This is a genomic window from Streptomyces sp. NPDC008092, assembly GCF_042957285.1.
In the GTDB taxonomy this organism is placed as follows: domain Bacteria; phylum Actinomycetota; class Actinomycetes; order Streptomycetales; family Streptomycetaceae; genus Streptomyces.
Window position 1 is genome coordinate 408,336 of record NZ_JBIBHY010000007.1, and the last position, 18,121, is coordinate 426,456.

The window sequence follows — 18,121 nt, forward strand, 5'->3', positions numbered from 1 at the left end:
GGCGGCGACGGCCCTGGCAGGCGACAGGCGACAGGCGACAGGCGACAGGCGACAGGCGACAGGCGACAGGCGTCACAGGACCGCCCTCAGCGCGCCGGATCGGCCAGGTCGGCCACCAGCCGCCTGGCCAGCCGCTCGGAGGAAGCGGGGTTCTGGCCGGTGTACAGATTGCGGTCGACCACCACGAACGGGAGCAGGGGCAGCCGCGCCTTGACGTAATCCGCACCGCCCTCGCGCAGGCGGTCCTCAAGGAACCAGGGGGCCTTGCGGCCGAAGCTGTTGAGCTTCTCCTCGGTGTTGGACAGGCCGGTCATCCGGTACCCGGCGAACGGCCAGGTCCCGTCCTCGTCGCCGGCCGCCAGCGTGGCGGCCGGCGCGTGGCACAGGAGGGCCAGCGGCCTGCCGGAGCCGAGCACCCGGGTGAGCAGCGCGCCCGAGACCGGGTCGTACGCCAGGTCCTCCATCGGGCCGTGTCCGCCGGGGTAGAACACCACGTCGAACCGGTCCGGGTCGACGTCCGCCAGCGTCTCGGGGCTGTCCAGCAGGCTCCGGATCGAGTCCAGGTACCTGGCGACCTCGCGCAGCTTGGACGGCAGTCCTGCGGTGCGGGACATGCTGAGCCGGTCCAGGGTCGGCGCCCTCCCGCCCGGGGTGGCGATCGTGATGTCCCAGCCTGCCTCACTGAAGATCTTGTGGGGCATGGCCAGTTCCTCACCCCAGAACCCCGAGGGGTGTCTCGTTCCGTCGTTCAGCGTCCAGTGGTCGGCTGCGGACACGACGAAGAGGACCGTGGTCATCTGCGCTTCTCCCTCCGGCGATCGACTCGGTGACCCGCCGGGCGGGTCGACCGTCGAGTGATGTGTGCGTTGCTTACATAAGGTCGGCCATGAGGCTACGAGGCAATGCAGGCAGTGTCAACAGTGTCAACATTCCTTCCCGCGTCGAGGTGCAGGTCGCGCTCGTCGCGCCTGTATGGAGTTGTTGACGGTGCTTACATCGAAAGGCTAGGCTCATGTAATCACTGTCAACATCTAATCAGGGAGCCGCGATGCCCTCGCCCCAGCAGGAAACAGTCAAGGTCGACCTCGGCGGCCGCACGGTCACGGTCCCCAAGGGCGGCCTGTACGACCGCTACCGGATGGACACCGATCTGGACGAAGTCGCCCGCGATCCCCGTGTCAGCGGCGTGGACTTCTTCCGGCGACTGCCCAAGACCAAGGTCGACTCCCCGATCGGCGCCACGCTCACCCCGAACTTCTACTACCGCATCTCGACCGCCCGGATCACGATGCTCGCCCGCTCCCGCGCGATCCGCTCCCGGCTGCCCGGGGAGCTGGCGCCGCTGGAGGTCGCGCCGGGCCTCGGGCTGGTCTCCGTGATGTTCTTCCGCTACGACGTGTGCGACATCGACTTCTACACCGAGGCCGCCGTCGGGATCGCCGTGAAGCCGGCCCGGCACGGCAGGCTCGGGTTCTTCGACCTCGTCGCCGCCCTGAAGAACGAGCACCTCGACTCCTACGTGCTGTCCCTGCCGGTGAGCACGGACATCGCCCAGGTGCGCGGCCACGACGGGTACGGCTTCCCCAAGTGGGTCACCGGCCTCGATGTCGGCATCGACGCCCACCGGACCACCGCACGCGTGGCCAACGACGACGGCGGCACCGACCTCTCGCTCCGGGCGGCCACGCCCGCCCAGCGGGCCTACCCGAGCGGCGAACGGGTCTCGACCCTCACCTCGTACACGTCGATCGGCGATGCGTGGCACTCGACCCTGAGCCAGACCAACGTGCTGGCGGCCGGCACGGATCTGCTCCCGCGCAATCTCGCGCTGGAGGTGGGGCAGGGCCGGATGGCCGACGATCTGCGTTCCCTGAACCCGATCAGGACGATCCAGTTCGACGTGGTCAGCGAGGGCCAGCTCGCCCTGCACATGCCGGTCCCGACGTCGGTCCACAGCCGCTAGCAAGGAGTCCTGCCATGGCCACCGACCACGCCCTCCCACCCGCCGCCACCGCCACCACCGCCCGCGGTTCCGTGCTGCCCGCCTCCCTCACCCCGGCCCTGATCGAGCGGCTGGCCGCGCGGGTCGTCGCCGGGCCCGACGCCGCCCGGGTCGTCACCAGCGCTCCGTACACCGGTGAGCCGCTGGCCGACCTGCCGGTCTCCACCCCGGTGGACGTCGAGAACGCCTTCGCGCGCGCCCGTGTCGCCCAGAAGGCCTGGGCCGCCACCCCGCTGAACCGGCGCAAGCAGATCCTGCTGCGCTTCCACGACCTGGTCCTCGCCCGCCAGGCCGAGGCGCTGGACCTGATGCAGGCCGAGAACGGCAAGACCCGCCGCGACGCGCACCTCGAAGTGGTCGACATCGCGATCACCTCCCGCTACTACGCGCGCAACGCCGCCAGGTATCTGGGACCCAGGCGCCGGCGCGGCGCGGTCCCGCTGCTGACCCACACCACCGAGCTGCGCCACCCCAAGGGGGTCGTCACGGTCGTCTCCCCGTGGAACTACCCCCTGAGCATGGCCGCCGGCGACGCCATCGCGGCACTGACGGCGGGCAACGCCGTCGTCCAGAAGCCCGACACCCAGACCGCGCTGACCGCACTGTGGGCACTCGACCTGATGGAGGAGGCCGGTCTGCCGCCGGGCGTGTGGCAGATGGTGGTCGGGCGGGGCAGTTCCGTCGGCGGCACGCTGATGGACAACGCCGACTACATGATGTTCACCGGCTCCACCGCCAGTGGGCGGAAGATCGCGCGCGACGCCGGTGAGCGCCTCATCGGTGCCTCGCTCGAACTCGGCGGCAAGAACGCCATGATCGTCCTCGACGACGCGGACATCGAGAAGGCCGCCGCAGGCGCCGTCACCGCATGTTTCCCCTCGGCCGGCCAGCTCTGCGTCTCCATCGAGCGCCTGTACGTGGCGGAGTCGATCCGCGACCGGTTCGTCGAGGCGTTCGTCGCGCGCACCGAGCGGCTCAGGATCGGCGCCGCATACGACTACAGCATCGACGTCGGCAGCCTCACCAACACCTCCCAGCTCCGGACCGTCAGCGCGCACGTCGACGACGCCGTCGCCAAGGGCGCCACCGTCCTGGCCGGCGGAAAGGCCCGGCCGGATCTGGGGCCGCTGTTCTACGAGCCGACGATCCTCACCGACGTCACCCCCGACATGACGCTCCACGACCACGAGACCTTCGGCCCGGTCGTGTCGGTCCACTCCTACGGCAGCGTCGACGAGGCGATCGCGCGGGCCAACGCCACGCCGTACGGCCTCAACGCCAGCGTCTGGTCCGGCAACGGGGCGCGCGGCCGGGCCGTCGCCGCCCGCGTGCACGCCGGCACCGTCAACGTCAATGAGGCATTCGCGGCCGCGTGGGGCAGCATCGACGCGCCGATGGGCGGCATGGGCGACTCCGGACTGGGCCGCCGCCACGGGGCCGACGGCATCCTCAAGTACACCGAGCCCCAGACCGTCGCCCACCAGCGCATCCAGGGCTTCGCCCCACCGGCGGGCATCGGTCCCGAGACCTGGGCCGCCCTCCTGACCGGCGCACTGAAGGTCCTCAAGGCGGCCGGCGTCCGCTGAGACACCGACGGCCCTGCGCGCGTCGACGGCGCGGCTCCGACGGAGCCGCGCCGTCGATGCGCGTGCGGTCGACGCGCGTGCGGTCGACGCGCGTGCGGTCGTGCGCCGGGCCGGTGGCGCTCGCGGCTTCGCGGCGGCGCCTTATGGCGAACAGGTGTGGCGGCGGACCGGAAGGGCCCCAGGTGGTCGCGGCGAGCGACGAGCACCTGGGGCCCTTCCGGTGGCACGCCTACGCGGTGCGCTGTGACGCGGAGAGCCAGGCACGGTAGCGGCGCAGAGCCCGTCGCTGCTTCCGCCGCTCGGTGAGGAGGGCGATCGCCGGGTGGGTGCCGGGCGTGGGCCGGCTTCCGCGGGCGACACGGCGCATCTGGTGGCGTACCTGCGCCATGCCGGCGGCCGAGGCGAGGGCCTTGTCGGACCAGGTGACCGGCCGAAGCTGTGCGTCGGCCTCACCGCCCTGCCGCCAGCGGTCGGGCAGGTCCGGGGTGACGGCGAGGGCCGTGCCCATCCCGATGAGCGCCACGCCGCTGTCGAGGACCCGTTCCGCGGTCTCCCGCCGGGTGATGCCGCCGGTGAGCATCAGCGGCAGCGGACTCGTCGTGACCAGGTCCTTCGCCAGGTCGAGGAAGTACGCCTCGCGGGCCTGGGTGCGCGAGTCGGCGCGGCGGCCCGACATCGCCGGGCTCTCGTAGCTGCCGCCGGACAGTTCGACCAGGTCGACTCCGAGCGGTTCGAGCATGGCGATCACCTGCCGTGCGTCGTCGGCGTCGAACCCGCCCCGCTGGAAATCGGCGGAGTTGAGCTTCACCGCGACCGCGAAAGAGGGGGAGACGGCGGCGCGAACCGCGCGGACGACCTCCAGCAGCATCCGGGCCCGGTTCTCCAGCGACCCGCCCCACCGGTCGGTGCGCCTGTTGACCAGCGGGGACAGGAACTGCGACAGCAGGTAGCCGTGCGCGGCGTGGACCTCCACACCGTCGAAGCCCGCCTGTTCGGCGCGCCGGGCCGTGACGGCGTACCGGGTCACGGTGGCCTCGATCTGCTCGGGGGTCATGGCGACGGGGCGGCCGAAACGGCTGCTGTGCCTGCCCAGGTCGACGGCGACCGCGGACGGGCCCCACACGACGCCGGGCATGTCGGATCCGATCTGGCGGCCGGGATGGTTGATCTGCATCCAGACCGCCCCGCCGCCGGCCTTGCCGGCCTCGGCCCATGCACGGAACGGCTCCAGCGGCGCGGCGGCGTCGAGCACCACGCCGCCGGGGCCGGTCAGCGCCTCGGCGTGGACCATGACGTTGCCGGTGATCAGCAGCCCGGTGCCGCCGGCGGCCCAGCGCCGGTACAGACCGAACAACTCCCTGTCGGGGAGCTGGCCGTGGCCGGCCATGTTCTCCTCCATGGCCGCCTTGGCGATCCGGTTGCTCAGCACGTGCCCGGAGCGCAGGGACAGGGGCGTGAACAGCTCGCTGGTCATCCCGGTTCCCCTCTCAATCTCAGTTGCCTACGATGTGTGCAGCGTTTACATTAAAACGGCAATGTAATCAGCGTAAACATGACGGGGTGTGACCTGTGTCGCAAGTGGGCGGCGTCAGTCGTCGCGGCGATCCGCCTCCCGGTGGTGTGACGGCGGGTTCGGTGGACGGTCCGGTCACCACGGTCGGCGGACCCGAGAAGGCCGAGCGGGCGCGTGGACTGGGCGCCGACGTGGCGATCGACTACCGCACGCAGGACTTCGCGGAGTACGGCCCGTACGACGTGATCCTCGACGTCGTCGGCGGCGACTACCTCGAACGCAACGTCAGGTCCCTCGCCGCCGACGGACGTCTGGTCGTCATCGGCCTGCAGAACGGGCTGGAGGGCAGCCTCAACCTGGCCGAGCTGGTGTTCAAGCGCGCCTCCGTGCACGGCACCACGTTGCGTACCCGGTCCAAGGAGCAGAAGGCGGCCGTCGTCGCCGAGGTGCGGAAGAACGTCTGGCCGATGATCGAGAGCGGAGCCGTGCGGCTGGTCGTCGAACGGACCCTTCCCATGGCCGAGGCCGCCGAGGCGCACCGGCTCATGGAGGCCGGCGGCCACCTCGGCAAGATCCTGCTGGTCAACGGGTAGCGGGCGGCGCAGCAGTCGGCCGAAGTGCGCGCGGGTAGAGTGAAGGACGCCCTTGACCTGCAGGAAGCAGGCAGGGAGCCGCCATCTAGGAGTTCAGAATGCTGCGCACTTTGATGAAGTCCAAGATCCATCGCGCCACTGTCACCCAGGCCGACCTGCACTACGTGGGATCCGTGACCATCGACGCCGACCTCCTCGACGCCGCCGACCTGCTGCCGGGCGAGCTGGTCCACATCGTCGACATCACCAACGGCGCCCGGCTGGAGACGTACGTCATCGAGGGCGAGCGGGGCTCCGGAGTCGTCGGGATCAACGGGGCGGCCGCCCATCTCGTGCACCCCGGGGACCTGGTGATCATCATCAGCTACGCTCAGGTCACCGACGCCGAGGCGCGTACGCTTCGGCCGCGGGTCGTGCACGTCGACCACGACAACCGGATCGTGGCCCTCGGTGCCGACCCGTCCGAGCCGGTACCGGGCTCGGACCAGGAGCGCAGCCCGCAGGCCGTGCCGGCCTGACCGAAGGCCCAGGAGGGCGACATGAGCGACATCGAGATCCGCGACGACCGGGCGGCCGGCCGTCTTGAGGCGGTCGCCGGCGACGAAGTCGTCGGCCACATCGAGTACTTCGTCCTGGAGTCGCCCTCCCGGGCCCTCGTGCCCGTCCACACCATCGTGGAGCCGGAGCACGAGGGGAAGGGCATCGCGGGCTCCCTCGCGCGCGAGCTGTACGCGATCTCCGAGCGCGAGGAGACCCCGGTGGCCCCGCTCTGCCCGTACGTCGTCAGGTGGGCCGAGCGCCACCCCGACGTGGCGCCGACCCCGGATCCCGAGCTGCTGCGCGCGGCGAAGGAATGGCTGGTCGCCCACCCCGGCCGCTTCTGAGGCTCGGCGTGCTAGCCCTCCTGCACACCTCGCCCCTCCACGTCCCCGTCTTCGACGCCCTGCGCGACGAGCACCACCCGGGCCTGGAGCTACGCCATTCCGTGGCCCCGGACCTGCTGGCCCGGGCGCGGCGGGAGGGCCCCGAGGCAGTGGCCGGGGACGTGGCCGCCGCCCTTCACCGGGCGGCGGCGGACGACGGCGTACGGGCCGTGCTCTGCACCTGCTCGACGATCGGCGAGGTCGCGGAGCGGGCCGCCGGCGAGATCGGCGTACCGGTGATCCGCGGCGACCGTCCGATGGCGGCCGCGGCGGTGGCGGCGGGCCCCCGTGTCGCCGTCCTGGCGACGGTCGAGAGCACCCTGCCGCCCACCCTGGCCCTGCTCGACGACGAGGCGCGCCGCGCGGACCGGCCGGTCCGGACCCGCGCCCACGTCGTACCGGACGCCTGGACCCGCTTCGAGGCCGGCGACATCGAGGGATGCGCCCGCCTGGTGGCAGCCGCGGCGGACGCCGTGACCGACGCCGACGTGATCGTCCTGGCCCAGGCCTCCATGACCTCGGCCGCGAAGTTCACGACGACGGCGCTGCCGGTGCTGTCCAGCCCGCGCCCGGGCCTCGCGGCGGCTGCGAGGAGTGCGGGGGCGTCGGTCGGGTAGGTGGGCAGTAGACCCCCAGAGGTGACATCGAGCCACTGGCCGGAGGACACCATGACGACCCCACCCCCAGCCCCCCACCCTCCGGACCCCTACCCCAGCCCGGTCCCCACCCCCCAGCCACCCCCGGCCCCCGAACCAACCCCACCACCCCAGCCCCCGCCACCCCCACCCCCGGCCCCGATCCCCCCAAACCCAGACCCCACCCCCACCCCAGAACCGGGCCCACCCCTAACCTGACCAAAGCCCACCCGACGAACGGCGTCGCCCGGAATTCAGGGGCGCGGGGAACTGCGCAAATCCCCACGACGGACCGGCACCCGGCGGACGACCTCGCCCCACCTCACCTCAGGGGCGCGGGGAACTGCGCGAAATCCCACGACGGACCGGCACCCGGCGGACGGCCTCGCCCCGCCCCACCCCAGGGGCGCGGGGAACTGCGCGAAACCCCACGACGCACCCGCACCCGACGGACAACCCCGCCCCACCCCAGGGGCGCGGGGAACTGCGCGAAACCGCAGCTCACCCGCACCCCGGAAAGACGACGGCGCTACGCCGTGACCTCCGAGCGGTCCCCGCCCCACAGCGTGTGGAACGACCCCTCCCGGTCCACCCTCCGGTACGTGTGCGCCCCGAAGAAGTCCCGCTGCCCCTGCGTGAGCGCCGCAGGCAACCGCTCCGCCCGCAGCGCGTCGTAGTACGCCAGCGCCGCCGAGAACCCCGGCACGGCCACCCCCTCCCGCGTCGCCGCGATGATCACCTCGCGCCAGTCGTCCTGCGCCGCCGCGATCTCCCGCGCGAACGCCTCGTCCGACAGCAGGCTCGGCAGATCCGCCCGCGCGTCGTACGCCGCCCGGATCCGGTCCAGGAACGCCGCCCGGATGATGCAGCCGCCCCGCCAGATCGAGGACACCGCCCCGAGGTCGATGTCCCAGTCGTACTCGTCGCTGCCCGCCTGGATCTCATGGAAGCCCTGCGTGTACGACACGATCTTCGACGCGTACAGCGCCTGCTCCACCCGGTCCGCGAACGCCGCCGCCTCCGCCTCGGACAGCGCCGTCGGCTTCGGCCCCGCCAGCCCGCGGGAGGCCGCCCGCAGATCCGCATGGCCCGACAGCGAGCGCGCGAAGACCGCCTCGGCGATACCGGACACCGGCACGCCGAGGTCGAGCGCGATCTGGACGGTCCAGCGGCCGGTGCCCTTCTGCTCCGCCTGGTCCACCACCACGTCCACGAACGGCTTGCCGGTCGCGGCGTCCACGTGCGCCAGCACCTCCGCCGTGATCTCGATCAGGTACGAGTCCAGCCGGCCCGTGTTCCACGTGCGGAAGATGTCCGCGATCTGCGCGGGGGAGTACCCGGCGACATCGCGCAGCAACTGGTACGCCTCACCGATCAGCTGCATGTCGGCGTACTCGATGCCGTTGTGCACCATCTTCACGAAGTGCCCGGCCCCGTCGGGGCCGATGTGCGTCACGCAGGGCGCGCCGTCGGCCGCCTTCGCCGAGATCTTCTCCAGCATCGGGCCCAGCGAGTCGTACGACTCCCTCGGGCCGCCCGGCATGATGCTCGGCCCGTGCAGCGCGCCCTCCTCGCCGCCGGACACGCCCATGCCCACGAAGTGGATGCCCTGCTCGCGCAGCGCCTTCTCGCGGCGCCGGGTGTCCGCGAAGTGCGCGTTGCCGCCGTCGATGATCATGTCACCGGGCTCCAGGAGCGGCGCGAACTCCTCGATCACCGCGTCCGTGGGACCGCCCGCCTTGACCATGATGACCAGCCGGCGCGGCCGCTCCAGCGCCGCCACGAACTCCTTGGCGGTCTCGGCCGCGATGAAGTCGCCCTCGTCCCCGAAGTTCTCCACCAGCTCGTGTGTCTTCGACACCGTGCGGTTGTGCAACGCCACCGTGTAGCCGTTGCGCGCGAAGTTCCGGGCGAGGTTGCGGCCCATGACCGCGAGACCCGTGACGCCGATCTGCGCCGAAGTGCTCATACCGCCTGCTCCTCAAGAATCAAGTCGATCCCGTAGAACGTGCAAGGGATGCTGCCGCCGCTCATGCCAGCCAGTATTGCCCAAAGGCCATCCTGACCCGCCGTTCGACCGGCCGCACTTGCAGATACGGACGACATGGGCCCGACGGCTCAGTAACCTCGTGAAACGCTTCCGGCGGTCCCGCCGGCACCGTACGGTTGACGGCGCGTCAACGCCTGCCCCCGTCGCACCCGTTCGGACGTGACCGCCGTGCCTCCGGGGACAAGAGGCGGCTGATTGCCGTCTTGTCATGGCCTGTTCGGGACGCTTACTTTTGGCCTCCTGACGCGCGTGGCGAGGGGGGCTTCCGACATGGCCGATCGCGGCCGGCACCGCCGGTACCAGCCGAACAGGATCAACCGCGCCTCGCTCACCGTCACGGCGGGCGGCGCCGGCCTCGCGCTGCCGCTCGCCGCCGCCGCAAGCGCCGACGCGGCCTCCGTGTCCACCTGGGACCAGGTCGCCGCCTGCGAGTCGAGCGGCGACTGGGGCATCAACACCGGCAACGGCTTCTACGGCGGGCTCCAGTTCACCCAGTCCACCTGGGAGGCCTACGGGGGCACGAGGTACGCGCCGCGCGCCGATCTCGCCACCAAGGACCAGCAGATAGCGGTGGCGGAGAAGGTCCTCGACGGCCAGGGCCCGGGCGCCTGGCCGGTCTGCTCGGTGCGGGCCGGGCTCACCCGCGGCGGCGGCACCCCCGACGTGCACACCGAGAGCGCCGCCACCCACCCCGCGACGAACCACGCCGCGAAGACATCCTCGGCCAAGAGTTCGGCCAAGAGTTCGGCCAAGAGTTCCGCGAAGAGTTCCGTACGGGACGTACAGCCGCAGACCACGCCGCAGTCGCGGGCCGGCCGGGCCGAGATGTACACCGTGGTGCACGGCGACACGCTCTCCGGGATCGCCGAGGAGCACGACGTGGCCGGGGGCTGGCACCGGCTGTACGCGGCCAACCGCGCGACGGTCGGCTCCGACCCCGACCTGATCCTGCCGGGACAGCGGCTGAGCCTGACCGGCCGGGCCGCGAAGACCGAGCCGGCGGCGAAGAAGGCGGCCGCGAAGACCAAGGCCCACCCGAAGGCCGAGGCCAGGACCGGCACCGGTACGAAGACCGCGAAGACCAAGCCCGACACCCACGCCGGCCACTCCCTCGTCGCCCCCGTCGACGCCCCGATCGGCACCCCGTACCACGCGTCCGGCTCGCACTGGTCGAAGGGCTACCACACCGGCGTCGACTTCCTCGCGCCCACCGGCACCTCCGTGAAGGCGGTCGAGGCCGGGCAGGTCGTCACGGCGGGCTGGGGCGGCTCCTACGGCTACCAGGTGGTGATCCGGCACGCCGACGGCCGCTACACGCAGTACGCCCACCTGTCGGCGATCTCCGTGCGGGCCGGGCAGAGCGTGTCCACGGGCCAGCGGATCGGCCGCTCGGGCTCCACCGGAAACGCCACGGGCCCGCATCTGCACTTCGAGGTGCGGACGGGGCCCGGTTTCGGCTCGGACATCGACCCGGTCGCCTATCTCCGGGCCGGCGGCGTCAGGATTTGATCCGGGTCCGCGTACGGTGCCCGTCCAGGAACGGACCGTGCACGTAGCCGACGGCGGGCAGCACCACATCTGCCATGCTCGGCACCACGTCCGGCGCCGCGGGGCCCGACCGCTGCTGGGGCATCCTGACCAGTGAGGCGGCCTCCGCCGGCCTGGCCACCCCCGTCGGCTCCGCCTGCGACGCGCCGCCGAGTTCGGCACCACCGCGCTCGGCGCCCGCCTGCGCCAGGCCCGCCTCGGCCAGTTCCACCAGCGCCTCGACCAGCGGCTCGGGCGACACCTCCGGCACCGCCGGGTCCGGCACCGGCCGGGCGGCCGGATGCGGGGTGCGCTCGATGCGCTCGGTCGTCAGCAGGATCAGGCCGCCCGCCGCCACCACACCGCAGCCCAGCGCCAGCAGGGTGCCCGTCGCGCCGTAGCGGAACGTCTCGCCGAACATCGTGATGCCGACCGCGGCGGCCAGCACCGGGTTGACCACGGTCAGCGTGGCCAGGGGCGCGGCGAGGCCGCCACCACGGTAGGCGGCCTGGGAGATCAGGACGCCCGCGACGGCGTAGGCGCCGATCACGGACAGCCAGAGCAGGTCGGCCGTGGCGATCCCGCCGTCCCAGTCGATCGCCACCACCTTGGTGAACACCGAGGACATGCCGAAGGCTATGCCGGACGCGGTGGCGAGCAGCACGCTGCGCACCGCCGGGTGCCGGTGCGCGGCCCGGCCCGCGACCATCAGCGCGACGACCGCCGCGCCGGTGACCACCGCGACCCCGATCCGGCCGGCGGAGGCCAGGGTGTGCGAGTCGGAGGAGCCGACCAGGGAGAGCAGACCCGCCAGACCGACGGTGGCCATGATCGCGCCGCGCCAGGCGGTCGTCCCGGCCCGGCGGCCCACGAAGAGGGCCGCCATCGGCAGTGCGAACACGATGGTGAGCGCGCCCAGCGGCTGGACCAGGCTCAGCGGGCCGTAGGCCAGCGCCACGACGTGCAGCAGGCCGCCGAGGCCGTTGAGCGCCATCGCCCCCCACCAGCTCGGGCGGCGCAGCGGCGCGTACTGCTCGTCGGGGGAGGAGACCGCTACCTGCTCCTGCACGATCGCTCCGCCGGCGTAGGCGACGGCGGAGACGAAGGAAAGCAACACGGACAACGCGAGGGCGCTCATACTCGGCTCCTCTGCGTCAGGCGCGGCCGCTTGGCCCCGCGCGGTGATCGGTCGGCTTCCATGAGCAACACTCTGCCCGTCCGCGTGCTTCCCGTCGTCGTACCTGAGCACCTAATGGGTCCTACTACCGATGGAGTACGACGGGATCCTGATCATCCCCAGGGTGGGGGCCGCCGGGTGGAGGCGGCCTCGGCCCGCGATCCGGGGGACCCTGGTACTACTGCTGTTCGTGGACCCCTTCGAGGACCTGGACCCCGATCTCGCCGCGCTCCGTCCGCTCGGCGGCTTCTTCGTCCTGCGCACGGTCCGACCTGCGGTAGGAGGTGCCGACGCGCCGCGGATCGGTCGGCTCGGCACTCTGGCAAAGAGCTATAAAAAAGACACATCGGATGTTTACGGGAATGCGCTGACTTTCCGTGTCGAGACCGTTTCGGGGCGTCTGGGCGCCGCCGAGCCCCGGGTCGCCGCCTCCATCGCCCACCAGGCGCTGGCCGCCCGGCTCTGGTCCGTCGCCCTCGGCTGTGCCGTCCGCTACGGCCGCCTGCCCGACCTCGACCCCGGCCTGCTCCGCTGGGACCCCGCCGCCGGCGCCCCCGACGACCTCTGGCTCACCGAGGTGCGCGCACGGCCCGGCGGCACCGGTCCGGCCCCGCTCGCCGACTCCGTCGCGCAGGCCGTCGTACACGGCCATCTCGAACCCCTGGGGGAGACCCTGAGGGATCGCTACGGCGTCGCCGCCGGCCTGCTCTGGGGCAACGCGGGCTCCGCGCTGGCCGGTGCCGCACGGGAACTGGACCGCTGGGCCCGCGCGAACAACCGTACGGAAGCGGCCGCCCGGACCCGCGCCCTCGCCGACGCGCTCTTCGCGCACCCCCTGCTGAGTGCCACCGGCACCCGCGCCGGCCTGGCCTTCCGGCGCCGCAGCTGCTGTCTCTACTACCGGGTACCGGGCGGCGGGGTCTGCGGTGACTGTTGTTTCACACAACCACCGCGCTCTTCCCCGCGCGCCGCATCTGGGTGACCATGGAACAACCGGCCGTGGAGAGCGAGGGGTTGCGGGTGCGAGTCGGACTGCTGACCCGGGAGTACCCCCCGGACGTCTACGGCGGCGCGGGTGTTCACGTGGAGTTCCTCGCCCGTGAGTTGCGGCCCCTGGTCGACCTCGAAGTGCACTGCTGGGGCGAGGGCCGCGGGGTCGGCGTCGTCCGGCACCGCCCCTGGTCCGCCCTGGACACCGCCAACGACGCACTGCGCACCTTCTCCGTGGACCTGGCCATGGCCGCGGGCCTCGAAGGCCGCGAACTCGTGCACTCCCACACCTGGTACGCCAACCTCGCCGGCCATGTCGCCAAGATGCTGTACGGCGTCCCGCACGTGGTGACCGCGCACTCGCTGGAGCCGCTGCGGCCCTGGAAGGCCGAGCAACTCGGCGGCGGCTACGCCCTGTCGAGCTGGGCCGAGCGCAGCGCGATCGAGGCCGCCGACGGCGTGATCGCGGTGTCCGGGGCGATGCGCACGGACATCCTCGACTGCTACCCCGCCCTGGACCCGGCGAAGGTCCACGTGGTGCACAACGGCATCGACACCGCCCTGTACCGCCCGGACCCCGGCACCGACGTCCTGGCCCGCATCGGCATCGACCCGGGCCGCCCGTACGTGCTGTTCGTCGGCCGCATCACCCGCCAGAAGGGCGTGCCCCATCTGCTGCGCGCGGTACGGGACATCGACCCGGCGGCACAGGTCGTGCTGTGCGCGGGGGCACCCGACACGCCCGAGATCGACCGGGAGTTCCGCGAGCTGTTCGCGGAGCTGAGCCGGGTCCGGGAGGGCGTGCACTGGATCCCGCAGATGCTGCCCCGCGCCGACGTCATCCAACTCCTCACCCACGCGGCCGTGTTCGCCTGCCCGTCGGTCTACGAGCCGCTCGGCATCGTCAACCTGGAGGCGATGGCCTGCGGCACGCCCGTGGTGGCGTCCCGGGTCGGCGGCATCCCCGAGGTCGTCGACGACGGCAAGACCGGCCTGCTGGTCGATCTGGACGACGACTTCGAGGGCAACCTGGCGCGGGCGCTGGACGCCGTGGTCGGGGACCGGGAGACGGCCCGGCGGATGGGCGAGGCCGGACGCGAGCGCGCCGTCGGGGAGTTCGGCTGGGACGCGGTGGCCCGGCGCACGGTCCGCCTCTACGAGGAGATCCTCAAACAGGCGTAACGACAGGCGTAACGAACAGGCCGCCTGTTCGACGCGATCCCGGTGCAGGCTTAGCGGGTGTGCTCCCAGGGCAAGCATGGAGCACCAGGGTGAGGGGAGCGGCCATGCGTCGTGGTGGACCTTCGGTACTCGGGATCGTGCTGGCCGGCGGCGAGGGCAAACGCCTGATGCCGCTCACAGCCGACCGGGCCAAACCAGCGGTCACCTTCGGCGGTACCTACCGCCTGGTCGACTTCGTGCTGTCCAACCTGGTCAACGCGGACGTGCTGCGCATCTGCGTGCTGACGCAGTACAAGTCGCACTCGCTGGACCGGCACATCACCACCACCTGGCGGATGTCCAGCCTGCTCGGCAACTACATCACCCCGGTCCCGGCACAGCAGCGGCTCGGCCCGCGCTGGTACCTGGGCAGCGCCGACGCCATCCTGCAGTCCCTCAACCTCGTCCACGACGAACAGCCCGACTACGTCGCGGTGTTCGGCGCCGACCACGTCTACCGCATGGACCCCCGGCAGATGCTCCAGCAGCACATCGAGGGCGGCGCCGGGGTCACGGTCGCGGGCATCCGCATCCCGCGCGCGGAGTCCTCGGCGTTCGGGGTGATCACCCCGGGCTCGGACGGGCAGACGATAGAGACCTTCCTGGAGAAGCCGGCCGACCCGCCGGGCCTGCCGGACGCCCCGGACTGCGTCTTCGCCTCCATGGGCAACTACATCTTCACCACCAAGACCCTGGTGGAGGCCCTGCACCGGGACGCCGAGGACGACGACTCGCTGCACGACATGGGCGGCTCGATCCTGCCCCAGCTCACCGCCCGCGGCGAGGCCCAGCTCTACGACTTCGGCACCAACCACGTCCCCGGCGAGACCAGGAGCGACCGCGGCTACTGGCGGGACGTCGGCACCCTCGACGCGTACTACGACGCCCACATGGACCTGATCGCCGAGCGGCCCGCGTTCAACCTGTTCAACCGCAGCTGGCCCATCTACACCCACTCCAACCAGCTCTCCCCGGCCCGCTTCAACTCGGGCGGCATGGCGAGCGAGTCCATCATCAGCGCCGGCTGCCTGATCCGCGGCCAGGTCACCCGGTCCGTGCTGTCACCGGGCGTGCGGGTCGACCCGGGCGCGGTGGTCCAGGGCTCGGTGCTGCACGACAACGTCATCGTGGGCCGCGGCGCGGTGGTGCGCGGCGCTGTCCTGGACAAGAACGTCGAGGTCCCGCCGGGCGCGACGATAGGCGTCAACCCGGACCGGGACGCGGAGCTGTACACCGTCTCCAAGGGCGGGGTCATCGGCCTGGGGAAGGGGCAGCTGGTCTCCTAGCCCCTGACCTGCGCGCGTGCCAACTCGGGCGCGACGCGCTGCGAGTGAAAACCCCTCATTTGCCGGATTTTGGCGCTCTCTCCCCTCACGATGCAGACAGCAATGTCGAGCTTCGGAGGTCATCCGACATGAGAGGGACCAGTGGTATGTCACATACCACCGCGGTTCTCCGGCGCAGCCGGCTGTGCCTCGCCGCCGCGCTGGCGGCGTCCGCGCTGCTCACCGCCCCCGCCGCGGGGGCCGCCGAACCGGCCGACGGCCGCCTCGCCGATCTGGTGAACCCCTTCATCGGCAGCCAGGACGAGGGCAACACGTTTCCCGGCGCGGCCGTGCCCTTCGGCATGGTGCAGCTCTCCCCGGACACCGGCCACAGCACCGGCTACGACTACACCCAGCGCCGGATCCGCGGCTTCTCCCTGGTCCACCTCTCCGGCGTCGGCTGCGCCATCGGCGGCGACCTGCCCGTGCTGCCCACCACCGGGGACGTCACGCAGACGGACTACGCGAAGTACGCCGCCGGGTTCGACCACGCGGACGAGGCGGCCGGCCCCGGCTACTACCGCGTCGGCCTCGACTCGGGCGTGACGGCCGAGCTGACCGCGACCGCCCGCACCGGCGTTCAGCGCTACACCTTCCCGGCCACCGACCGGGCGAACGTCCTGCTCAACGCGCACCAGGCGCTGCACAAGCCGGTCGGCAGCGACGTCGAGATCCTCGACGACCACACGGTCCGGACCAGGATCACCGGCCACGGCTTCTGCCGCGAGACCGCCCCCTACACCGTCTACACGGTCACCCGTTTCAGCCGGCCCTTCACCGCGTACGGCACCTGGAACGGCGCCACGGTCACCCCCGGCTCGCGTACCGGAGCCGACGGGGCCTACGTCCGTTTCGACACCACCCGGGACCGCACCGTCGAGGCGACCACCGCCCTGTCGTACGTCGACGCGCAGGGCGCCGGGGCCAACCTGCGCGCCGAGGGCGGCCGTTCGTTCGACACGGTGCGACGGCAGGCCCGGGACGCCTGGGAACGGCGGCTGGGCGGCATCCGCGTCCAGGGCGGCTCCGAGACCCGGCGCCGTACCTTCTACTCGTCCCTGTACCGCACCTTCCTCGCTCCCAACGTCGGCAGCGACGCCGACGGCCGCTACACCGGCTGGGACCGCCGGATCCACCGCGCCCGGGGGTTCACCTACTACCAGAACTGGTCGCTCTGGGACACCTACCGCACCCAGGCCCAGGCGCTCGCCCTGCTCGCCCCGCGCGAGGCCCGGGACATGGCCCTGTCGGTGCTGAAGGTCGACGAGGAGGGCGGCTGGCTGCCCAAGTGGGGCTACGGCACGGTCGAGACGAACATCATGACCGGCGACCCGGTCACCCCCTTCCTGACCACCGCGTACCAGCTGGGCCTGCTCAAGGGGTACGAGGAGCGGGCCTACCGGGCGCTGAGGAGGAACGCCGACGGCGTGCCGCCGGCCGCCAACGCCGGGGTCGGCCGCGAGGCCAACGCCGAGTACCTCGCCGACGGCTTCGCGCCGTACCTGAAGGGCCGCCCGCACACCAAGGTGGGCGACTCCGACTACGACCACGGTGCCTCCGTCACCCTGGAGTACGCGCTGTCCGACGCGATGCTCGGGCAGATGGCCCGGGACCTCGGCCACGGCGCGGACGCGGCCCGCTACGCCACCCGGGCGCAGAACTACCGCAACGTCTTCGACCCCTCCACCGGCTTCTTCCGGGCCCGCGACGCCGCCGGCGCCTTCACCGGCAACCCCGACCCGGCCCGCGGCATCGGCTTCCACGAGGGCACCGCCTGGCAGTACCAGTGGCTCGTCCCGCAGGACCTGCCCGGCGTGATCTCCCTGATCGGCGGCGAACGCGCCACCAACGCCCGGCTCGACTCCTTCTTCGCCTACGACAGGCTGCTCGCCGACCCGGGGAGGACCGCCCGCGAGGTGTGGGTGCACGGCAACGCGTACACCTACTACAACGCGGCCGTCTACAACCCCATGAACGAGCCCGACCTGATCGCCCCGTACACGTACCTCTCCACCGGCCAGCCCTGGAAGACCACCGACGTGGTGCACGCGGCGCTGACCCTGTTCACCGACGGCCCGACCGGGATGACCGGCAACGACGACCTCGGCACCATGTCGGCCTGGAACGTCCTGTCGTCCCTCGGCCTCTTCCCGGTGCAGCCCGGCTACGGCACCTGGGGCCTGTCCACGCCCGTCTTCGACCGGGCCGACGTCCGCCTCGACCGCCGCTTCTGGCCGAGCGGCGGGTTCACGGTGACCGCACCGGGGACCTCCGACGGCCACCGGTACATCCAGCGGGCCCGCACCGACGGAAGCGACTACGGCCGTACCTATCTGACGACCGGTGCGCTGCGCTCCCTGCGGTCACTGGCGTTCACGGTCGGCCCGCGCCCGTCGGAGTGGGGTACGTCACCCGAGGCGGGACCGCCGGCGCTGAAGTGACCTCAGGTGCCCCATGAGTCCCGCCTCTTTCGGAGGAGGCGGGACTTAATCTGCTGTTAACTGAGCGTAGCGTGATCGTACTTGACCGTAATAATGAGTCGGCGTTTGACTGCTGATCCACCCTCCGTCAACGCGAGG

15 protein-coding genes are annotated in these 18,121 nt (G+C 71.9%); 11 read left to right on the top strand and 4 right to left on the bottom strand.

Annotated features, from left to right (window positions below; genetic code table 11):
* Nucleotides 1–86: 86 nt before the first annotated feature.
* Nucleotides 87–797, bottom strand: coding sequence for a DJ-1/PfpI family protein (locus tag ACFZB3_RS24845; protein ID WP_391378568.1), 711 nt, complete (start codon nt 795–797; stop codon nt 87–89).
* A 251-nt stretch (nt 798–1,048) separates the two neighbouring features.
* Here ACFZB3_RS24845 and ACFZB3_RS24850 point away from each other — a divergent pair, with 251 nt between their 5' ends.
* Nucleotides 1,049–1,963, top strand: a complete 915-nt coding sequence (locus ACFZB3_RS24850; protein WP_391378569.1) for an acetoacetate decarboxylase family protein — start codon at nt 1,049–1,051, stop codon at nt 1,961–1,963.
* Between the two features lie 14 nt (nt 1,964–1,977).
* Complete coding sequence (locus ACFZB3_RS24855; RefSeq protein WP_391378570.1) at nt 1,978–3,588, top strand: succinic semialdehyde dehydrogenase; 1,611 nt, start codon at nt 1,978–1,980, stop codon at nt 3,586–3,588.
* A gap of 229 nt (nt 3,589–3,817) precedes the next feature.
* On the opposite strand, the gene ACFZB3_RS24860 is transcribed toward ACFZB3_RS24855, so the two are convergent.
* A complete protein-coding gene (locus ACFZB3_RS24860; protein ID WP_391378571.1) occupies nt 3,818–5,062 on the bottom strand; it encodes an NADH:flavin oxidoreductase/NADH oxidase family protein in 1,245 nt (414 codons plus the stop codon).
* A 161-nt stretch (nt 5,063–5,223) separates the two neighbouring features.
* Between ACFZB3_RS24860 and ACFZB3_RS24865 the strand changes: the two genes are divergently transcribed.
* The 4 genes from ACFZB3_RS24865 (at nt 5,224) to ACFZB3_RS24880 (ending at nt 7,234) form a co-directional block, all read left to right on the top strand.
* Nucleotides 5,224–5,694 carry a zinc-binding dehydrogenase gene (locus ACFZB3_RS24865; RefSeq protein WP_391378572.1) on the top strand — a complete coding sequence of 157 codons (471 nt, stop codon included), beginning with the start codon at nt 5,224–5,226 and terminating at the stop codon, nt 5,692–5,694.
* A 98-nt stretch (nt 5,695–5,792) separates the two neighbouring features.
* A complete protein-coding gene (panD, locus tag ACFZB3_RS24870) occupies nt 5,793–6,212 on the top strand; it encodes an aspartate 1-decarboxylase (protein ID WP_391378573.1) in 420 nt (139 codons plus the stop codon).
* A gap of 21 nt (nt 6,213–6,233) precedes the next feature.
* Nucleotides 6,234–6,578 (top strand): N-acetyltransferase, encoded by a 345-nt coding sequence (locus ACFZB3_RS24875; protein WP_391378574.1) that lies wholly within the window; start codon nt 6,234–6,236, stop codon nt 6,576–6,578.
* A gap of 8 nt (nt 6,579–6,586) precedes the next feature.
* Nucleotides 6,587–7,234, top strand: coding sequence for an aspartate/glutamate racemase family protein (locus ACFZB3_RS24880; protein WP_391378575.1), 648 nt, complete (start codon nt 6,587–6,589; stop codon nt 7,232–7,234).
* 547 nt (nt 7,235–7,781) lie between these two features.
* Here the strand turns inward: ACFZB3_RS24880 and gndA are convergent.
* A complete protein-coding gene (gndA, locus tag ACFZB3_RS24885; RefSeq protein WP_391378576.1) occupies nt 7,782–9,221 on the bottom strand; it encodes an NADP-dependent phosphogluconate dehydrogenase in 1,440 nt (479 codons plus the stop codon).
* A 351-nt stretch (nt 9,222–9,572) separates the two neighbouring features.
* Between gndA and ACFZB3_RS24890 the strand changes: the two genes are divergently transcribed.
* On the top strand, nt 9,573–10,811 hold the full coding sequence (locus ACFZB3_RS24890) for a transglycosylase family protein (RefSeq protein ID WP_391378578.1): 1,239 nt from the start codon (nt 9,573–9,575) through the stop codon (nt 10,809–10,811).
* On the opposite strand, the gene ACFZB3_RS24895 is transcribed toward ACFZB3_RS24890, so the two are convergent.
* Complete coding sequence (locus ACFZB3_RS24895; protein WP_391378580.1) at nt 10,801–11,967, bottom strand: DMT family transporter; 1,167 nt, start codon at nt 11,965–11,967, stop codon at nt 10,801–10,803. The two genes, ACFZB3_RS24890 and ACFZB3_RS24895, sit on opposite strands and share 11 nt — an antisense overlap.
* A gap of 211 nt (nt 11,968–12,178) precedes the next feature.
* Here ACFZB3_RS24895 and ACFZB3_RS24900 point away from each other — a divergent pair, with 211 nt between their 5' ends.
* From ACFZB3_RS24900 to ACFZB3_RS24915, 4 genes are all read left to right on the top strand, one after another.
* Nucleotides 12,179–12,988 carry a (2Fe-2S)-binding protein gene (locus ACFZB3_RS24900; RefSeq protein WP_391378876.1) on the top strand — a complete coding sequence of 270 codons (810 nt, stop codon included), beginning with the start codon at nt 12,179–12,181 and terminating at the stop codon, nt 12,986–12,988.
* 38 nt (nt 12,989–13,026) lie between these two features.
* Nucleotides 13,027–14,178: a glycogen synthase gene (gene glgA, locus ACFZB3_RS24905; RefSeq protein WP_391378878.1), complete on the top strand. Its 1,152-nt coding sequence runs from the start codon at nt 13,027–13,029 to the stop codon at nt 14,176–14,178.
* 104 nt (nt 14,179–14,282) lie between these two features.
* Nucleotides 14,283–15,503, top strand: a complete 1,221-nt coding sequence (gene glgC / locus ACFZB3_RS24910) for a glucose-1-phosphate adenylyltransferase (protein WP_391378582.1) — start codon at nt 14,283–14,285, stop codon at nt 15,501–15,503.
* 146 nt (nt 15,504–15,649) lie between these two features.
* Nucleotides 15,650–17,983 carry a GH92 family glycosyl hydrolase gene (locus ACFZB3_RS24915; RefSeq protein WP_391378584.1) on the top strand — a complete coding sequence of 778 codons (2,334 nt, stop codon included), beginning with the start codon at nt 15,650–15,652 and terminating at the stop codon, nt 17,981–17,983.
* The last annotated feature ends 138 nt before the right edge of the window (nt 17,984–18,121 follow it).